The organism is Rhizobium sp. BK377 (assembly GCF_014193935.1).
Classification (GTDB): domain Bacteria; phylum Pseudomonadota; class Alphaproteobacteria; order Rhizobiales; family Rhizobiaceae; genus Rhizobium.
The window spans coordinates 341,439-357,908 of sequence record NZ_JACIAC010000006.1; the positions used below are offsets into that span (position 1 = coordinate 341,439).

Annotated in this window: 17 protein-coding genes and 1 tRNA gene; 12 read left to right on the forward strand and 6 right to left on the reverse strand. The window is 58.9% G+C overall.

Features of this window, described 5'->3' with window-relative positions; all coding sequences use genetic code 11:
• Nucleotides 1-93: 93 nt before the first annotated feature.
• Entirely contained in the window at nucleotides 94-1,446 is a 1,353-nt protein-coding gene (gene glmM, locus FHT92_RS23395) for a phosphoglucosamine mutase (RefSeq protein WP_183748846.1), read from the forward strand.
• A gap of 384 nt (nucleotides 1,447-1,830) precedes the next feature.
• The gene (locus tag FHT92_RS23400; protein ID WP_183748847.1) at nucleotides 1,831-2,676 is read left to right on the forward strand and encodes an outer membrane protein; all 846 of its coding nucleotides are present in this window, start codon (nucleotides 1,831-1,833) and stop codon (nucleotides 2,674-2,676) included.
• A 54-nt stretch (nucleotides 2,677-2,730) separates the two neighbouring features.
• On the opposite strand, the gene FHT92_RS23405 is transcribed toward FHT92_RS23400, so the two are convergent.
• The gene (locus FHT92_RS23405) at nucleotides 2,731-3,345 is read right to left on the reverse strand and encodes a TetR/AcrR family transcriptional regulator (protein ID WP_183748848.1); all 615 of its coding nucleotides are present in this window, start codon (nucleotides 3,343-3,345) and stop codon (nucleotides 2,731-2,733) included.
• A 92-nt stretch (nucleotides 3,346-3,437) separates the two neighbouring features.
• On the opposite strand from FHT92_RS23405, the gene FHT92_RS23410 reads away from it, so the two are divergent.
• From FHT92_RS23410 to serA, 3 genes are all read left to right on the forward strand, one after another.
• On the forward strand, nucleotides 3,438-4,058 hold the full coding sequence (locus tag FHT92_RS23410; protein WP_183829765.1) for an NAD(P)H-dependent oxidoreductase: 621 nt from the start codon (nucleotides 3,438-3,440) through the stop codon (nucleotides 4,056-4,058).
• A gap of 139 nt (nucleotides 4,059-4,197) precedes the next feature.
• Nucleotides 4,198-5,376 carry a phosphoserine transaminase gene (locus tag FHT92_RS23415; protein ID WP_183829767.1) on the forward strand — a complete coding sequence of 393 codons (1,179 nt, stop codon included), beginning with the start codon at nucleotides 4,198-4,200 and terminating at the stop codon, nucleotides 5,374-5,376.
• Nucleotides 5,377-5,461: 85 nt separating this feature from the next.
• On the forward strand, nucleotides 5,462-7,057 hold the full coding sequence (serA, locus tag FHT92_RS23420; RefSeq protein ID WP_183748851.1) for a phosphoglycerate dehydrogenase: 1,596 nt from the start codon (nucleotides 5,462-5,464) through the stop codon (nucleotides 7,055-7,057).
• Nucleotides 7,058-7,147: 90 nt separating this feature from the next.
• Here the strand turns inward: serA and FHT92_RS23425 are convergent, their stop codons facing one another.
• Both FHT92_RS23425 and FHT92_RS23430 read right to left on the reverse strand, forming a co-directional pair.
• The gene (locus FHT92_RS23425; RefSeq protein WP_183829904.1) at nucleotides 7,148-7,369 is read right to left on the reverse strand and encodes a hypothetical protein; all 222 of its coding nucleotides are present in this window, start codon (nucleotides 7,367-7,369) and stop codon (nucleotides 7,148-7,150) included.
• Between the two features lie 180 nt (nucleotides 7,370-7,549).
• On the reverse strand, nucleotides 7,550-8,428 hold the full coding sequence (locus tag FHT92_RS23430; protein WP_183829770.1) for a LysR substrate-binding domain-containing protein: 879 nt from the start codon (nucleotides 8,426-8,428) through the stop codon (nucleotides 7,550-7,552).
• A 108-nt stretch (nucleotides 8,429-8,536) separates the two neighbouring features.
• On the opposite strand from FHT92_RS23430, the gene FHT92_RS23435 reads away from it, so the two are divergent.
• Entirely contained in the window at nucleotides 8,537-9,661 is a 1,125-nt protein-coding gene (locus FHT92_RS23435) for a TDT family transporter (RefSeq protein WP_183829773.1), read from the forward strand.
• A gap of 297 nt (nucleotides 9,662-9,958) precedes the next feature.
• Nucleotides 9,959-11,059 (forward strand): mechanosensitive ion channel family protein, encoded by a 1,101-nt coding sequence (locus FHT92_RS23440; protein ID WP_183829776.1) that lies wholly within the window; start codon nucleotides 9,959-9,961, stop codon nucleotides 11,057-11,059.
• A 2-nt stretch (nucleotides 11,060-11,061) separates the two neighbouring features.
• Here the strand turns inward: FHT92_RS23440 and FHT92_RS23445 are convergent, their stop codons facing one another.
• The gene (locus FHT92_RS23445; protein WP_183829780.1) at nucleotides 11,062-12,018 is read right to left on the reverse strand and encodes a DMT family transporter; all 957 of its coding nucleotides are present in this window, start codon (nucleotides 12,016-12,018) and stop codon (nucleotides 11,062-11,064) included.
• Between the two features lie 257 nt (nucleotides 12,019-12,275).
• On the opposite strand from FHT92_RS23445, the gene mnmA reads away from it, so the two are divergent.
• The 4 genes from mnmA to FHT92_RS23465 all read left to right on the forward strand — a co-directional run bounded on the left by mnmA (nucleotide 12,276) and on the right by FHT92_RS23465 (nucleotide 14,565).
• Nucleotides 12,276-13,475 (forward strand): tRNA 2-thiouridine(34) synthase MnmA, encoded by a 1,200-nt coding sequence (mnmA, locus tag FHT92_RS23450; protein ID WP_183748857.1) that lies wholly within the window; start codon nucleotides 12,276-12,278, stop codon nucleotides 13,473-13,475.
• Nucleotides 13,476-13,609: 134 nt separating this feature from the next.
• Nucleotides 13,610-13,686 (forward strand) — tRNA-Met (locus FHT92_RS23455).
• Between the two features lie 87 nt (nucleotides 13,687-13,773).
• Nucleotides 13,774-14,022 carry a hypothetical protein gene (locus FHT92_RS23460; RefSeq protein WP_183749934.1) on the forward strand — a complete coding sequence of 83 codons (249 nt, stop codon included), beginning with the start codon at nucleotides 13,774-13,776 and terminating at the stop codon, nucleotides 14,020-14,022.
• Between the two features lie 105 nt (nucleotides 14,023-14,127).
• Nucleotides 14,128-14,565 (forward strand): universal stress protein, encoded by a 438-nt coding sequence (locus FHT92_RS23465; protein WP_183829782.1) that lies wholly within the window; start codon nucleotides 14,128-14,130, stop codon nucleotides 14,563-14,565.
• A 4-nt stretch (nucleotides 14,566-14,569) separates the two neighbouring features.
• Here the strand turns inward: FHT92_RS23465 and FHT92_RS23470 are convergent, their stop codons facing one another.
• Together FHT92_RS23470 and FHT92_RS23475 are read right to left on the reverse strand one after the other, a co-directional pair.
• A complete protein-coding gene (locus tag FHT92_RS23470) occupies nucleotides 14,570-14,758 on the reverse strand; it encodes a hypothetical protein (RefSeq protein ID WP_183749936.1) in 189 nt (62 codons plus the stop codon).
• A 198-nt stretch (nucleotides 14,759-14,956) separates the two neighbouring features.
• Nucleotides 14,957-15,859, reverse strand: a complete 903-nt coding sequence (locus FHT92_RS23475) for a LysR family transcriptional regulator (protein ID WP_183749937.1) — start codon at nucleotides 15,857-15,859, stop codon at nucleotides 14,957-14,959.
• 156 nt (nucleotides 15,860-16,015) lie between these two features.
• On the opposite strand from FHT92_RS23475, the gene FHT92_RS23480 reads away from it, so the two are divergent.
• A complete protein-coding gene (locus tag FHT92_RS23480; protein WP_246715443.1) occupies nucleotides 16,016-16,420 on the forward strand; it encodes a hypothetical protein in 405 nt (134 codons plus the stop codon).
• Nucleotides 16,421-16,470: the final 50 nt, after the last annotated feature.

Consider the following 16,470-nt stretch of genomic DNA (forward strand, 5'->3'; position numbering starts at 1 on the left):
AATCGAGTTCGGGCGCAATGCAATCTTTGAAACCGGATTCTTGCTTGAGGAATGCGTAAGCTTCTACGACGCGCGGAAAGCGCAGGAGTGCATATGAAAAGACGCTATTTTGGGACGGACGGCATTCGAGGCCAAGCCAATATCTTCCCTATGACGCCGGACCTTGCGATGCGGGTCGGCATCGCCGCAGGAACGATTTTTCGTAACGGCGCCCACCGTCATCGTGTGGTGATCGGCAAGGATACGCGCCTGTCGGGATATATGCTGGAGAATGCCCTTGTGGCCGGCTTCACCGCGGCGGGACTGGACGTGTTCCTGCTCGGTCCTATTCCCACACCTGCGGTTGCCATGCTGACGCGTTCGCTGCGATGTGATATCGGCGTGATGATTTCGGCCTCGCACAATCCGTTCCAGGATAACGGTATCAAGCTTTTCGGTCCTGATGGTTACAAGCTCTCCGATGACATCGAAGCCCAGATCGAGGACCTGCTCGACAAGGATCTGTCGGGACAGCTTGCCAAGGCCGAAGAAATCGGCCGCGCCAAGCGCGTCGACGGCGATATCTACCGCTATCTCGAGCACGTCAAACGCACCTTGCCGCGCGATGTGACCCTGCAGGGCCTGCGCGTCGCAGTCGATTGCGCCAATGGCGCGGCCTACAAGGTGGCGCCTGCCGTTCTCTGGGAACTCGGCGCCGACGTGGTGACGATCGGCAACGATCCGAATGGCACGAACATCAACCTGAATTGCGGCTCCACCAGCCCGGTCGCCCTGCAGAAGAAGGTTGACGAGGTGCGCGCCGATATCGGCATTGCGCTCGATGGCGATGCGGACCGCGTTATCATCGTCGATGAAAACGGCTCGATCGTCGATGGCGATCAGCTGATGGCCGTCATCGCCGAAAGCTGGGCCGAGAGCCAGCAGCTGCGCGGAAACGGTATCGTTGCGACCGTCATGTCCAATCTCGGCCTTGAGCGTTTCCTCGAGGATAAGGGTCTCGGCCTTGCCCGTACCAAGGTCGGAGACCGCTATGTCGTCGAGCATATGCGCCAACACAATTACAATGTGGGTGGGGAGCAGTCCGGCCATATCGTGCTTTCGGACTACGGCACAACCGGCGACGGTCTCGTTGCTGCGCTGCAGATTTTGGCGGCCGTCAAGCGCACCGGTAAAACAGTCAGCGAAATCTGCCGTCGCTTCGAGCCCGTGCCGCAGCTTCTGCGCAATGTCCGCATTTCCGGCGGCAAGCCGCTGGAAGACCTGCAGGTGGTCAAGGCGATTGCCGATGCCGAAGCCGAGCTTTCCAAGAACGGCCGTCTCGTCATCCGCCCCTCCGGCACCGAACCATTGATCCGCGTGATGGCGGAAGGCGACGACCGCGCGCAGATCGAACGCATCGTCAACGATCTGATCGGCACGATTTCAAGCGTGCGCAGCGCCGCCTGAGGGCGCGACATCAAGGATTGAAGCCGGCCTCGAGCCGGCTTTTTTATGGTGCTGATTTACCGGTATTGCGCGGCCAGACCGTGTGATTGCCGCAGGCCGGGTCTTCGGCCTCGTGGGCCTGCCCGCTGTTGTTCCCTCGCCTTTGCTCGTCCGTCATTCCCGAGCGTAAAAGTTTGCCGGACTTTTTATTCGTCGTCTTCCCGATTAGCGGAGTTGAGACAGGCGGGGTGGCCAGCATTTACTTTTCAAAACATGTTCTGTCGCGGATATTCGAATTACTTCTTATGGTTAAGCAGCTTTTAACGTTTCCAATTCATTATCCATAAAAAGCATATCCGTTTTGGCGGCCCGCAGCGCGCCGACGCAACCGACTGGAGTGAATCCATGAAACGAACTTTGTCCGGTATCTTCGGCGTGCTGTTGATCGCGTCGAATGCTTATTCCGCCGATCTTGCACCGATTGAGCCCGTGCCGGAACAACCGCCGGAAGTCGCCGTCAGCGAAAGCACGGGCTGGTATCTGCGCGGTGATGTCGGCTACGCCTTCACCGACCTGCGTGGCGCAAAGTTCTTCCAGGGCAGCAATGCTCTGGAAGCCGATTTCGATCATGCAGACCTTGACGATGCATGGACGGTCGGCGGCGGTGTTGGTTACCAGATCAACAGCTATCTGCGCACCGATCTGACCTTCGACTATCTGACCAAGTCTGACTTCCGCGGTTCGACGGTCGGCGGCGGCGCTGCCTTCGGTGCCTGCGTAGACTCCTGTACCTCGCGTGACGTATCGTCGATGACGGCCTATACGCTTCTCGCCAACGCCTATGTCGATCTCGGCACCTACGCCTATTTCACGCCCTATGTCGGCGCCGGTATCGGTGGTTCCTACGTCAAGTGGAAAGACCTCCACAACGTCGCCTGCGCCGATGACGGCAGTGGTTGCGATGACGAAGTCATTCATGGTGGACGTGGCAGCTGGCGCTTCAGCTATGCCCTCATGGCCGGCGCTTCGATCGATGTGACCTGCAACGTCAAGGCCGATGTAGGCTACCGCTACCTGCATATCGATGGCGGCAGCATGTTCGGCTACGCCGAAAACGGCGGCCCGGGTCGCGACCGTGGCGTCAACGTCCACGAAGCCCGTGTCGGTGCCCGTTACCTCTTCGGCGGCTGCGCTCAGCCGGTCGCCTACGAACCGCCGGACATTCCACTGCAGCAGCCGGTCTACAAGTAAGGCCGGAGCGCCGAAGATTATCGAAAGCCGTCCGTGAGGGCGGCTTTTGTTGTTTCAGCAGGTATTTCTCGCGACCATTGCCAGAATGATTTCGAAAAGCTCGCTCTCAGCCTGGCTGGCACTGATCTCGCCGGTTGCCGCAGCGTAGGAGAGTGTTTCGGCAGCGCCGAGCATCGCCCAAAGACTGGCTGAAGCGATGGTTCCTGCGCCGACGAAAGGGCTGAGCACGGATTTGCACTGAGCCATGAAAACTATCTGACACTCATGCTTGACCTTCTCGAGTTCAGGGGAACTCGCCAGAGCGGCGATCACGTCGGGAATTTCGCGTCCCTGCGTGAGAACGCAACCAATATAGGCGGCCGCCATGACCTTCGCTTTGTCGCTCAGCGCCGGTCCGCTTTCGCGAAGCGCGGTATTCATCAGCGCCGTCTGCCGATCGTCGAATTCGCGGTAAAGTTCCGCAAGCAACCCTGGTCGCGTGCCGAAATGATCATAGACGACGGGCTTTGCCACGCCGGCCTGTTCGGCCAGCCTGCCCAGCGTCAGCGCATCCGTGCCTTCTTCACGGATTAGTCGCCAGGATACATCCAGTAGCTGTCGATGCCGTTCCTCCCGCGAAAGCCGTCGACGGGGCAGCGGTGGGGCATGGTTGTGGTCTATGCTTGACATCAAAACCTACTAAAAGTAACTTACGATAAGTAGCTTACGAGAAGTATATAAGCGATCGGTTTTGCTCGCAACGCCAACGAGGAGGTTTCCAAATGCATGCGCTCATCGTCCTCGCCCATCCTAATTCCAGTTCCCTCAGTCACAGCGTCGCTGCGGGGATTGCCAAAGGAATATCGGCATTCGATGCTGCCAACACCTTTGAAATCGCGGATCTCACGGAAGAGGGTTTCGATCCCAGATTCAGCGAGGCCGATATTGCGGCGCATCGCCGGACAGCCGATGCACCGGCCGATGTCGTCGCCGAGCAGGCCAGGATTGATCGCGCCGATGCGCTAGTCCTGGTTTATCCTGTCTATTGGTGGTCTATGCCGGGCTTGATGAAAGGCTGGATCGATCGCGTTTTTGCCAATGGCTGGGCCTATGACGACACGTCCGGCAGCAAAGTCGTGAAGAAGCTCAGCCATCTGCGCGTGCATCTCATTGGCATCGGTGGCGCGGATGCAGGCACTTATGAGCGGCACGGCTATTTCAGTGCCATGAAGACGCAGATCGATCATGGGATTTTCGACTATTGCGGCGCCCACGTGGTGACGTCGGAACTGCTTCTCGATTCGGATGCGGGAGGTGCTTGCAAGCATGTCGAGGTAGCATACCGGATCGGTCGCGGTATCTCCAACGTCCGCGATCATAGTGCGACAGGCAGTGCAGCGTAATCTGAGATGTGATCGCCACTGCGGCAAAATACCCTTCAGAAACGACATCAGCCGCTTGACTATGACGGGCATCGCCCATAAACACGGCGGCGGGACACTCCTCCCCAACGAGGAGCCATCTATCTGGAAGGGTAGCAATATGGCAAATACCGCAAAGCCGGACGTGCGTCCGCAAAACACTCATTTTTCTTCTGGCCCCTGCGCGAAACGTCCTGGTTGGACGCTCGAAGCTCTTTCCGATGCGGCTCTTGGCCGTTCGCATCGTGCGAAAGTCGGCAAGGCCAAGCTGAAGCAGGCGATCGATCTTACCCGCGAAATTCTGGAAGTGCCGGCGGATTACCGTATCGGCATCGTGCCGGCTTCCGATACCGGCGCTGTCGAGATGGCCCTCTGGTCGCTGCTCGGCGAGCGCGGTGTCGACATGGTCGCCTGGGAAAGCTTCGGCGCCGGCTGGGTTACCGACGTCGTCAAGCAGCTCAAGCTGAACGACGTCCGCAAGATCGAAGCCGGTTACGGTGAACTTCCGGATCTTTCCACCGTCGATTTCGACCGTGACGTGGTCTTCACCTGGAACGGCACCACTTCGGGCGTTCGCGTACCGAATGCCGACTTCATCCCGGCCGACCGCAAGGGCCTGACGATCTGCGATGCGACGTCAGCCGCTTTCGCGCAAGAACTCGATTTCGCAAAGCTCGATGTCGTCACCTTCTCCTGGCAGAAGGTTTTGGGTGGCGAGGGTGCGCATGGTATCCTCATCCTGTCGCCGCGCGCCGTCGAACGCCTCGTCTCCTATCAGCCGGCATGGCCGCTGCCGAAAATCTTCCGCCTGACCTCGGGCGGCAAGCTGATCGAAGGCATCTTCCAGGGCGAAACGATCAACACGCCTTCGATGCTCTGCGTCGAGGACTATATCGATGCGCTGCTCTGGGCCAAACAACTCGGTGGCCTCAAGGCACTGATTGGCCGCGCCGATGCCAATGCAAAGGTTATCGCCGATTTCATAGCCGCAAACGGCTGGATCGCCAATCTCGCCGTCAAGCCGGAGATCGAATCCAACACCTCGATCTGCTTGAAGATCGTCGACAAGGATGTTGCCGCCCTCGACGCCGATGGCCAGGCGGATTTCGCCAAGGGTCTCGTCGCTCTTCTTGAGAAGGAAGGCGTCGCCTATGACATCGGCGCTTACCGAGACGCTCCGTCCGGTCTTCGGATCTGGGCAGGTGCCACGATCGAGACTGCCGATATGCAGAAGCTGATGCCGTGGCTTTCCTGGGCCTTCGAAACGCAGAAAGCTGCGCTTTCCCAGGCTGCTGCCTGATGTGATCGCATCCGGCTCCGTCTGAGGGCGGAGCCTTGCATTCCCAATTCAAGTTTATCGCTGAACTCTTTGAAGGAGGCCCAACATGGCACCTCGCGTTCTCGTATCCGACGAACTGTCGGAAACCGCCGTCCAAATCTTCCGTGATCGCGGCGTCGAAGTCGATTTCCAGCCGCAGCTCGGCAAGGACAAGGACAAGCTGTTCGAAGTCATCGGCAATTATGACGGTCTTGCCATCCGCTCCGCCACCAAGGTGACGGAGAAAATCATCGAAGCGGCCAAAAACCTCAAGGTCGTCGGCCGCGCCGGCATCGGCGTCGACAATGTCGATATCCCGGCCGCTTCGCGCCGTGGCATCATCGTCATGAACACGCCCTTCGGCAACTCGATCACGACAGCTGAACACGCAATCGCCCTTATGTTTGCCGTTGCCCGCCAGCTTCCGGCTGCCGACACTTCTACGCAGGCCGGCAAGTGGGAGAAGTCGAAGTTCATGGGTGTCGAAATCACCGGCAAGACGCTCGGCGTCATCGGTGCCGGCAATATCGGCTCCATCGTCTGCGCCCGCGCCATCGGCCTGAAGATGCATGTCGTTGCCTACGATCCGTTCCTCTCCAAGGAGCGTGCCGAAGAGATGGGCGTCACCAAGGTCGAGCTCGACGAGCTGCTCGCCAGGGCAGATTTCATCACGCTGCACGTGCCGATGACGGACAAGACCCGTGGCATCCTGAATAAGGAAGCGCTTGCCAAGACCAAGCCCGGCGTTCGGATCATCAATTGCGCCCGCGGCGGTCTCGTCGATGAGGCAGCGCTTGCCGATGCCATCAAGTCCGGCCATGTCGCCGGCGCCGCCTTTGACGTTTTCGAAGTCGAACCCGCCAAGGAAAGCCCGCTCTTCGGCCTGCCGAACGTCGTCTGCACGCCGCATCTCGGCGCATCGACCACGGAAGCGCAAGAGAACGTCGCTCTGCAGGTGGCCGAGCAGATGGCTGATTATCTCGTCAACGGGGCGGTTTCGAACGCCATCAACATGCCGTCGATCACGGCTGAAGAAGCGCCGATCCTGAAGCCGTTCATCAGGCTCGCCGATGTCCTCGGCGCTTTCGTCGGCCAGGTCACCGAAGAGCCGATCAAGGAGATCGAGATCCTCTATGATGGCGTAACCGCCAGCATGAACACTCGAGCGTTGACCTCCGCGGTTCTCGCCGGTCTGATCCGATCACAGGTGGCTGACGTCAACATGGTTTCAGCCCCGATCATGATCAAGGAAAAGGGCATCATCCTCTCCGAGGTCAAGCGCGACAAGTCGGGTGTCTTCGACGGCTACATCAAGCTGACGGTGACCACGGAATCCATGACGCGTTCTGTCGCCGGCACGGTCTTCTCTGATGGCAAGCCGCGCTTCATTCAGATCAAAGGCATCAACCTCGACGCCGATGTCGGCAACCACATGATCTACATCACCAATACCGACGTTCCGGGCATGATTGGCTTTATCGGCACGACGCTTGGTGCTGCCGGCGTCAACATCGCCAACTTCCAGCTCGGTCGTGACAAACAGGGCGGCGATGCGATCGCTCTACTCTATGTCGATGCTGCGGTTGACGATGTCGTTCTAAACAAGCTGACGGCCAATCCGGCGATCCGCCAGGCAAAGCCGCTGACCTTCAACGTCGACTGAGTTTTCCTCCCAAGGAAAGACATGAAAAACCGGTCCGGTCTCCGGGCCGGTTTTTTCTATAGTCCAGCGCATGTCGTCAGTGATCTGTGATCAGTGGCGGCGGGTGGCATTCGTGTCGTGATGCAGGAAAGTGTCTCTGTTCGCGTCGAACACCCTAAAGAACTCGTCCCAGGAAATGTTCTCGACAGAGTTTTCTGGCCTGCCGAAATCGACGCCGACCTGGCCGCTTCTGATCCGGGCGGGATGGCCGCCGCGTGCTTCGATCCATTCCCGGATTTTATCATGATCTGTCATTGTGGACACGCCCATCATCGCCTCCCTGCGGACGGGTTGTATTTTCAACTAGAAATAACTCCTCGGAAATGAATTGGTTCCAACTGAAAATGAGGTATGGGTCCGACCTTCGTCCTGGCCACCTGGGTGGAACTTTCAGCTAAGCCGCGGGATGGCTGGCTTGAAGCACAGATCGATTACCGCCGGCTGAAGAAGGCATCAGCCTGAGATCATGGTATCGAAGGTATCGGCAGCCTTGCTGCGATAGCGCTCCTCATGGCGCAGCAGGAAGAAGGGACGGGGCTGGGCCGGCACGTTCACCTCGGTGAGAAGACCGTTGCGCAGCCTCATTGCAACAACGCTTCGTGACATCAGTGTCGCGCCGATACCGGCTTCGACAACGCCGACGAGCGGTTCGTTTTCCGGCAGCACCATCGCGATTTCCAGCGCCTCAATGTCGAGCCCGGCCTTTTGCAGAAGACTTTCGAAGGCAAGACGGGTACCCGATCCCTGTTCGCGCAGGACCCATTGTGTCTGGGGAAAATCGGACGGACTGCGTGCTTTGCCATCCGCCCAGGGGTGACTAGGAGCAACGACGACGATCATCTCGTCATGAGCGATTTTCCTTGCCGAAACGCCACGCCTTTCACTCGGCCACTCGATGAGGCCTACCTCCACCTCGCCATTGGCAACAGCGTCCGACACTTCAGCTGTGTTGCCGATGCGGATTGTCAGTTCGATGCCTGGATATCTTCGGCGGAACGCGACGAGCCGTGGCGATAGCCAATAGCCGCCGATCGTTTGGCTCGCCATGATCGTAAGTTCTCCGTGCATAAGGCCGGAGAGGTCTACGAGCGCGGCTTCCGCCGCCTTTGCACTTGTCAGCACAGCATGCGCTTCCTTCAGGAACAGCTTACCGGTCCGGTTCAGTACGATCGAGCGGCCGACGCGGTCGAAGAGGGTGACGCCATGGCGTGTCTCCAGTGCTGTAACTGCGGCGCTAACGGCCGACTGAGTCATGTTCAGGTGAGCCGCCGCCTTCGTGATATGCTGACGCGCCGCCACCTCCACGAATATTCTGAGCTGCTCCAGTGTCATGTCACCTCCATCAATCATTCGATTTTATCGAACAGAATTAGAAAAATAAATCGTTGGAAGCGATTATTTTGTGCCGATATGAAAGCGGTCAACGAAAGGACACCAACTATGACCGCCCTGCATCTATCTCCTTCTGTACCGATTGTTCGCCCGCGCATGCATGTCTTGCGCCACTTCACGCCAAACTGGTTTGCGACGACGATGGGGACCGGCATCCTTGCCGTCTGCTTCGGTCAGTTTCCGGGTCTGACGGCAGTCCACACGACAGGCGAGATGCTGTGGCTCGCGGATATCGTCCTGTTTGCAGTGTTAACCTGCATCTATGCCGGGAAGTGGTTGCTACACCCCGGCCCTGCGCTCAGGGCATTCGACCATCCCGTCGTCTCGATGTTCTTCGGTTGTATACCGATGGGCCTTGCGACCATCGTCAACGGTTTCCTGATCTTCGGATCAGATCTGTTGGGTGAGATAAGCGTCTCTATCGCAGCGGAGCTATGGTGGGTGGATGCGGCGTTGGCGGTTCTGGCGGGTCTTGCCATTCCGATGGTCATGTTCACACGACAGCAGCACGCAATCGAGCATATGAACGCCGTCTGGCTGCTGCCGATCGTCGCTTCTGAGGTGGCGGCTGCAAGCGGCGGATTGTTGGTGCCGCATCTTGCCGAAGGTGCGCAACTGCCGGTACTTTTTGCGAGCTTCGTACTCTGGTCCTGCTCGGTGCCGCTGGCGCTCGGCATTCTCGTCATTCTCTTCCTGCGCATGGCTCTGCACAAGCTGCCGCACGCCAGCATGGCAGCGACGAGCTTCCTTGCCCTCGGCCCTGTCGGTACCGGCTCACTTGGCCTTGCTCTGTTTTCCATCAATGGCGGGCAGGCTCTTGCAGCCGGCGGCCTTGGTGCGCTGGCTCCGGCGATCTCGGGTGCGGCTTTGCTCGGTGCTGTCTTGCTTTGGGGCTATGGCCTCTGGTGGCTTGGTCTGGCGGTCGCCATCACCATCAATTACCTGCGGCAGGGTTTGCCCTTCAATCTCGGCTGGTGGGGTTATACCTTCCCGATCGGCGTCTATGCCGTCGCGACACTGCGGCTTGCCAATATCTTTCCGTTGCCGGCGCTGACGGGGTTCGGGGAGGTTCTGGTTGCAGCCCTTGCCGCAATCTGGGTCGTCGTCGCCATCCGCACGAGCTGCGGCGCCTATAATGGTTCGCTCTTCGTCGATCCGTGCCTGGAGAGCTGATCGCCTGACGCCTACACAACTGGCTCAATCATTCGTTATTTTGAGAATGCAGTCAGCATTGCATACTTTCCGCGGGGCTGAAAAGGAGGATGCACATGAAACGCTATACGCTGTCGATGATCGGTCTGGCCCTCGTGACCGCCATTATCGCCAATCTCGGCATCGCACTTGCCTGCAACAAATTGATCGGCACCTGAGGCGATATCATCCATCCTTTTCCTAAAGGCGCAGCTCCGGCTCCGCCTTTTTTGATGCCTTTCCCTTTTCCATGCTGCATTGCACCCTAACTGTGCCTGCATGACGGAGTTTCTGAACGACATCCGCGCCGAAGGCATATGGCTGCCGGACTGGCTTGCGAGCGTCATCATCTTCGCAGTCGTCATCTCGGTGACGCTCTTTACGCATCGCATTCTCTTCCGTCTGCTGACGCAGTTGGTTGAAGGCAAGGATCTCTTCTGGCGCTCGCTCGTCTCGCGCCTGAAGCGGGTCGTGCGGCTAGCCATGCTGGTGGCCGCCCTTTCCTTCGGGGCGACGATTGCGCCGTTGACGGATACGCAGTCGGCGACTGTCCGGCATATCCTGCTCATTTTCTTCATCGTGCTCGTTGCTTGGATGGCCAAGACCGTCAAGCATATCTGGATGACGGTCTATCTCAGACGGTTCAAGCTCGATGCCGAGGACAATCTTCTGGCACGCAAGCACGTAACGCAGACGCGTATCATGGAACGCGTCGTCGATCTTTTGATTGTCATCGTGACGATTTCGGCCTGTATGATGACCTTTGATGCGGTCCGTCAATATGGCGTCAGCCTGCTCGCCTCCGCCGGTGTGGCGGGTATCGTCGTCGGTCTCGCGCTGCAGCCTGTGCTGAAAAATCTGTTTGCCGGCATTCAGCTTGCCATCACCCAGCCAATCCGCATCGACGATGCGTTGCTGGTCGAAGGCGAGTGGGGCAGGGTGGAAGAAATCACCTCGACCTATGTCGTCGTGCAATTGTGGGATTGGCGGCGGATGATCCTGCCGCTCAGCTACTTCATCGAGAACCCGTTCCAGAACTGGACGCGCGAAAGCTCGGCGCTAATCGGCACCGTCATGATCTATCTGGATTACAGCGTGCCGGTAGAGGTCATTCGCAGGAAGGTGGAAGAGATCGCGCAAGGTTCAAAGCTTTGGGATCGGCGCGTAGTCAATGTTGCCGTTACGGATTTTCGGGAGGCGGTGATGGAAATCCGCATTCTCGTGTCGGCATCGAATTCCGCCCGCACCTTCGATCTGCGCTGTGAGGTTCGCGAGAAGCTGATCGATTTCATCCAGCGCGAATATCCGGCATCCTTGCCACATGTGCGGGCGGTGATGAACGAGCCGCCCGCTCGAGGCCGGCGTGAGGCGGCAGAGTAGATCTACCGCATCGGCGCTTCTGCTTCGCCTTCCACCGGCGTCGTTGCGATCTGCGATTGCGTATCACCGGAGGCGACGGCTGCGGGCAGAGGCACCTGGCGCTTGCGCTCGCGGATCAGCGTCAGCAGGCCGGAGCAGACGATGAGTATGATGCCGAGAGCCATCGGCGGATCGACGCTGTCGTTGAAGAAGAGATAACCGAAGGCGATCGCCCAGATCATCTGGCTGTATTGCGGTGTCGCAACCAGCGTTGCGGGGGCAAGCCGCGCGGCGGTCATCAGCATAACATTGCCGGCAGCGCCAAGCAGGCCGTAGCTGGCGAGAAAGAGCCATTGCTGCGGGCTTGGTACGACTACTTGCGAGAGCATGAGCAGGCCGCTGACGATGAGGGTGCCAAGCAGCGAAGCGCCATAGAGTGAAAGGCGCTTTTCGGCCGGGCCGAGCTTGCGCAGGATGACGATGGCAATTGCCGCCGCGATCGCTCCGATGGTCGCTGCCAGATGGCCGACGGACAAATCGCGGAAGCCAGGTCTGAGAACCACCAGCACGCCGAGGAAGCCGACGATGACGGCTGCCCAGCGCTGCCAGCGCACATCTTCCTTCAGGAAGATCACTGAGAGAATAGTGACAAAGGAAGGCAGCAAAAAGAGAAGGCAGAAGGCCTCTGCCATCGGCAGCTTGGTGAAGGTGATGATGGAGGCGATTGCGCCGGTCGCACCGGCCGCAAAGCGCACCAACCATAGCGGCCGGTTCGTCGTCCTGAAAACGTCCAACCAAGAATCGCCCGGCCCCTTGATGACGGGCAGGGCGGCGAGGCTGAGGATCGCACCCGTGAAGGCGACCTGGAACGAGGGAACCGTGCCGTGCAGGGCCTTGATGGATGCATCGCTGAAGGCAAACACGGCATAGGCCGCAAATGCGACAAGGACGCCACGAAGCGTGGTGGAGGCGGCTGTCATTTATCCGAATCTTTAAAAGGTGAGTCATTTCATCTACGTGATGAAATGCGGCCCAGCAAAGGTCGATTGCGAATAGCTGCAATGCGTGACCCGCGCATGACGTCGCCGGAAACGCTGGCCCTTGCGCGGAGACGCAATAGTTTCTATATCCGTCGCCCATGCAAGCTGGCGGCCGATCCCGCCGGAAATACAGGAAATCCGCCATATTTCGGGATCAGGAAGGCGGATCGAAACAGCGCAGAATTTTGGCAGCACCCGTGAACACACTGGATTTTGACAAGAAGCCGGAAGACACCCGTGTCGTCGTCGCCATGTCTGGCGGCGTTGACAGCTCCGTCGTGGCTGGGCTTCTCAAACGCCAGGGATATGATGTGTTGGGCATTACGCTGCAGCTTTACGATCACGGCGCAGCGGTCCATCGCGCCGGCTCCTGTTGCGCGGGCCAGGATATCGATGATGCACGCCGTGTTTGCGAGACGCTCGGTATTCCGCATTACGTGCTCGACTACGAGAAACGGTTCCGCGAAACCGTCATCAATCCCTTCGCCGAAAGTTACGTCGCCGGCGAGACGCCGATCCCCTGCGTAGCCTGCAATCAGACGGTCAAGTTTGCCGATCTTTTGGCTACCGCCAAGGAGCTCGGCGCTGACGCGCTGGCGACGGGCCATTATATCCGCTCGCGCCCGAACCCGTCATCCAGCAATCCCGGTCGCCGCGCGCTCTATCGCCCGGCTGATGCCGACCGCGACCAGAGCTATTTCCTCTTCGCCACGACGCAGGAGCAGATCGACTATCTGCGCTTTCCGCTGGGTGGACTGCCCAAGTCGGAAACGCGCCGGCTGGCCGAAGAGATGGGTCTCGTCGTCGCCAAGAAGGCCGACAGCCAGGACATCTGTTTCGTGCCGCAGGGCAAATATTCCGACATCATCGCCAAGCTGAAGCCGAATTCGGCTTTGGCCGGTGACATCGTTCATCTCGACGGTCGCATCCTCGGCCAGCACGAAGGCATCCTGCATTATACGATCGGTCAGCGGCGCGGCATCGGCATCGCTACGGGTGAACCGCTCTATGTCATCTATCTCGACGCCCGCTCGCGCCGCGTCATCGTCGGCCCGAAAGAAGCGCTGGAAACGCACCGCGTCTATTTGCGTGACGTCAATTGGTTGGGTGACGAAACACTTCAGGCTGCAGCCTCGGGCGAAGGTTTTACCTGTTATGCCAAGGTGCGCTCCACCCGCGCGCCAGCTCCGGCTGTGCTGCACATGGATGCAAGCGGCATCTATGTCGACCTGACGGTCGGCGAGGCCGGTATTGCGCCCGGCCAAGCCTGCGCGCTCTATTCGGCGCCCGGCGATGACGCCCGCGTCTTCGGCGGCGGTTTCATCGAACGTTCCGAGCGCGAGCCTGATGCGGAAGCCTCATTGAAGGCGCTGCTTTCCACCTACGCCATGGCCTGAAACGGCGAAAAACGGCACTTCGGAAAGCCCACCGTTTTTCTCCATCATGTGCTTGACACAAAGCGGAGGCGCACCTTATAAGCCGCACATCCCACGAACCGGAAGCGCTTCGCGAACGGTATCGTTTGACCAGTGGCGGAGTAGCTCAGTAGGTCAGAGCAGAGGAATCATAATCCTTGTGTCGGGGGTTCAAATCCCTCCTCCGCTACCACTTTTCCCGAAATCAAAACTGTGAGTGCGCCCCAGTCGAGCAGGCGATATAATTTTGTCGGAAGACGCTTCGTCACGGGGGTGCATAATGAAATATGCTGTTGTCGCAATTCTTTTTCTCGCTGCCGGCTGCAGTACGACGACGGAAGACCAGCCTATCCCAGGCAGCCTGACCTATGGCAAGGTTATCCACTCGCCTTATAAGCCCGGCACAGTGGTCAAGCACACTTTCCTCGGTGAATTTGGCTATCGGCAGTTCGAACGCTATGTTGTTCAGCCTGATGGCACGCTCAAGCTTGCCTCGCGTATTGAAAGCGAAGATTTCCTCTGGAACTGAAGAAGTGCGTTGGTTTCGCCTGATGTTGACCTGCGTCAAAGCGCGGGATTACGATCACTGGTGAATCCCTTCCTATTTGAATTCAGTCAGCAGAACGGATCTCCCATGTACAATCGCATATTGCTGCCCACCGACGGTTCGGAACTTGCCGGTCGGGGTGTCGATCATGGTCTTGCACTTGCCAAGGCGCTCAGCCTTCCCGTGACCGTTGTCAGCGTCATCGTGCCGCTGACCGGTTTTGCGCTGCAAGGGATCGTGCAGGCTGAGGCGATGGACAGCTATAATGAGGGCCGCCGAAAAGAGATCGAGGATCTGGAGAAGATCATCGGGGAAAAAGCGAAGAGCGCCGGTGTCGTCGCCGACTTCGTCAGCAAGGTGCATCTTTCGCCGGCGGTCGCCATTCTGGAAACGGCAGCAGAGCGGGGCTGTGGCCTGATCGTTATTTCCTCGCACGGTCGCCGCGGGATCTCGCGGCTCATGCTCGGCAGCCAAACGTCCGAGGTCCTTTCCGAGGCGGGTATCCCGGTCCTGGTCGTAAAATAAAAGCTCAGTTTTCCGTCAGTGCCGAGAGGGGCGCCGTGCATTCGGCGACATGATCTGCCTTCTTGGTAGACACCGCTCCGCTTTTCTCGCGGCTGTCGTCGGCTTCGTCACAGCTGACATCCTCCGGCGTGATGTAAAAGGCCAGCATTTCCTCCAGACGGGAGGCAGTGAGGCTCGTGGCGAAACCCTTCATGGCTTTCCTCGGGGGTGTTTCCGGTTGCGAATTCATAGCCTACCCTCAGGCCGGTCCGGAACAAGGGCCGCGAGGTTGTCACCAACTTTCGAAGATCGGTGAGCATTTCCGTTTACCCCGAAGCGAAGAAACGCTCCATCTCTTTGTTTTAATGCAATTCCGGACGCAAAACCGCTGTGCGCTTTTGCTGGAATTGCTTTAATCGCTGATAAGTTCGAGGCAGAACTCGATAAAGGCGGTGACCTTGGCCGGTACGTGATGCCGAGAGGGATGGATTGCAAAAAGCGGGAAGGTTTCGCCCGGCCAGTCTGGATAGAGCTCAACAAGACGTCCTTCGGTAAGCAGGTCCTTGACGCTTAGGGCAAGAACCTGGGCGATGCCGGCGCCGGCAAGGCAGGCATCGAGCATGGTGCCGGGGTCGCTCATCAGAAGCGGACCACGGGCGTCGAGCCGGACGATCTTCTTGCCTCTGTGCAGTTCCCAATCGAAGGTCCGGCCCGTCAGCGGATCGCGGAATTGGATGCAGGAGTGGTCGGCTATCTCGGCAGGCGTCTTTGGCGTGCCGTGCTCAGCGAGATAGGCTGGTGTTGCGACTGTGAGAACACGGGTTTCCATTAGCTTGCGCGCGATGCGCGAGGAGCTCGGCTGCTGGCCGAAGCGGATAGCGATATCGATACCACCGGCGACGAGATCGCTCATCAGGTCGCGGGTTATCAATTCGAGTTCCAGCGCCGGATAGCGGGTCATGAACTGCTTCAGATGCGGTGCCAGCACCATGCGGGAAAAGATCGGGTCGACATCGACACGCAGGCGGCCGCGCACGGTCAGTGACGCGCCTGATGCGAGCGTGGCGGCTTCCTCGATGCCATCGAGATGTGGAGCGACCTGTTCGTAGAAACGGGCGCCTTCGTCCGTCAGTCGTACCGAGCGGGTGGTGCGGTCGAGCAGGCGCACGCCGATACGGGCCTCCAGCCTGGATATGGCGCGACTGACGCCGGAGGCTGAAAGACCCAGCACATCGGCCGCTTGGACGAAGCTGCCGCTTTCGACCACTGCGGCAAGCGTGCTGACACCCGAAAGGAGGCGGCCGTCGAATGTCATGATTCACTCCTGATTTGATGTCATGGATGATGTTGAGAACTGCAGCCTAGTCAAGAAAACACCCCTTATCGCTGCCAGCATTGGCCCAGAAAGCCTGCTCAATGGAACCTCTTGCCGCCGATCTGGTTTCTCCGTTACAGATTGGAGGATCAAGCGATGACCCAATATGGTGACGACAAGAACCGGATTGTGGATGAGAATACAGGCATGCCGCTCGGGCAGGCATCCTATGAAGAGGAAAAAACGCTTGCCGATGAGCGGCGCAGCGTTTCGCTCTGGGGTGTGCTGGCAGCCGGCATCCTGGTCATTCTGATCGCTGCGGCAAGCTTTGCCATCTGGCCGGGTACGACCAACGAACCGGCTTCGACCGCGTCCACGACCCAAGACCCGATCAACGCGCAGCCCTCGGGCCAGGGCACATTCGACAATAATCCGGCAACAGGCTCCATCAAGCCGCCGGAAGCCACCGACCGCGATCCGACCCCTGACGGTAGCGGTGGTGGTCCGACGGGCGTGACCACGCCGAGCGGCACGCAGAACGGCACGCAGAACGGACGGTAATATTGTGATCCTGCATCACGGCTGGGGAAGGGCTGCGCGGTATCCGTGCA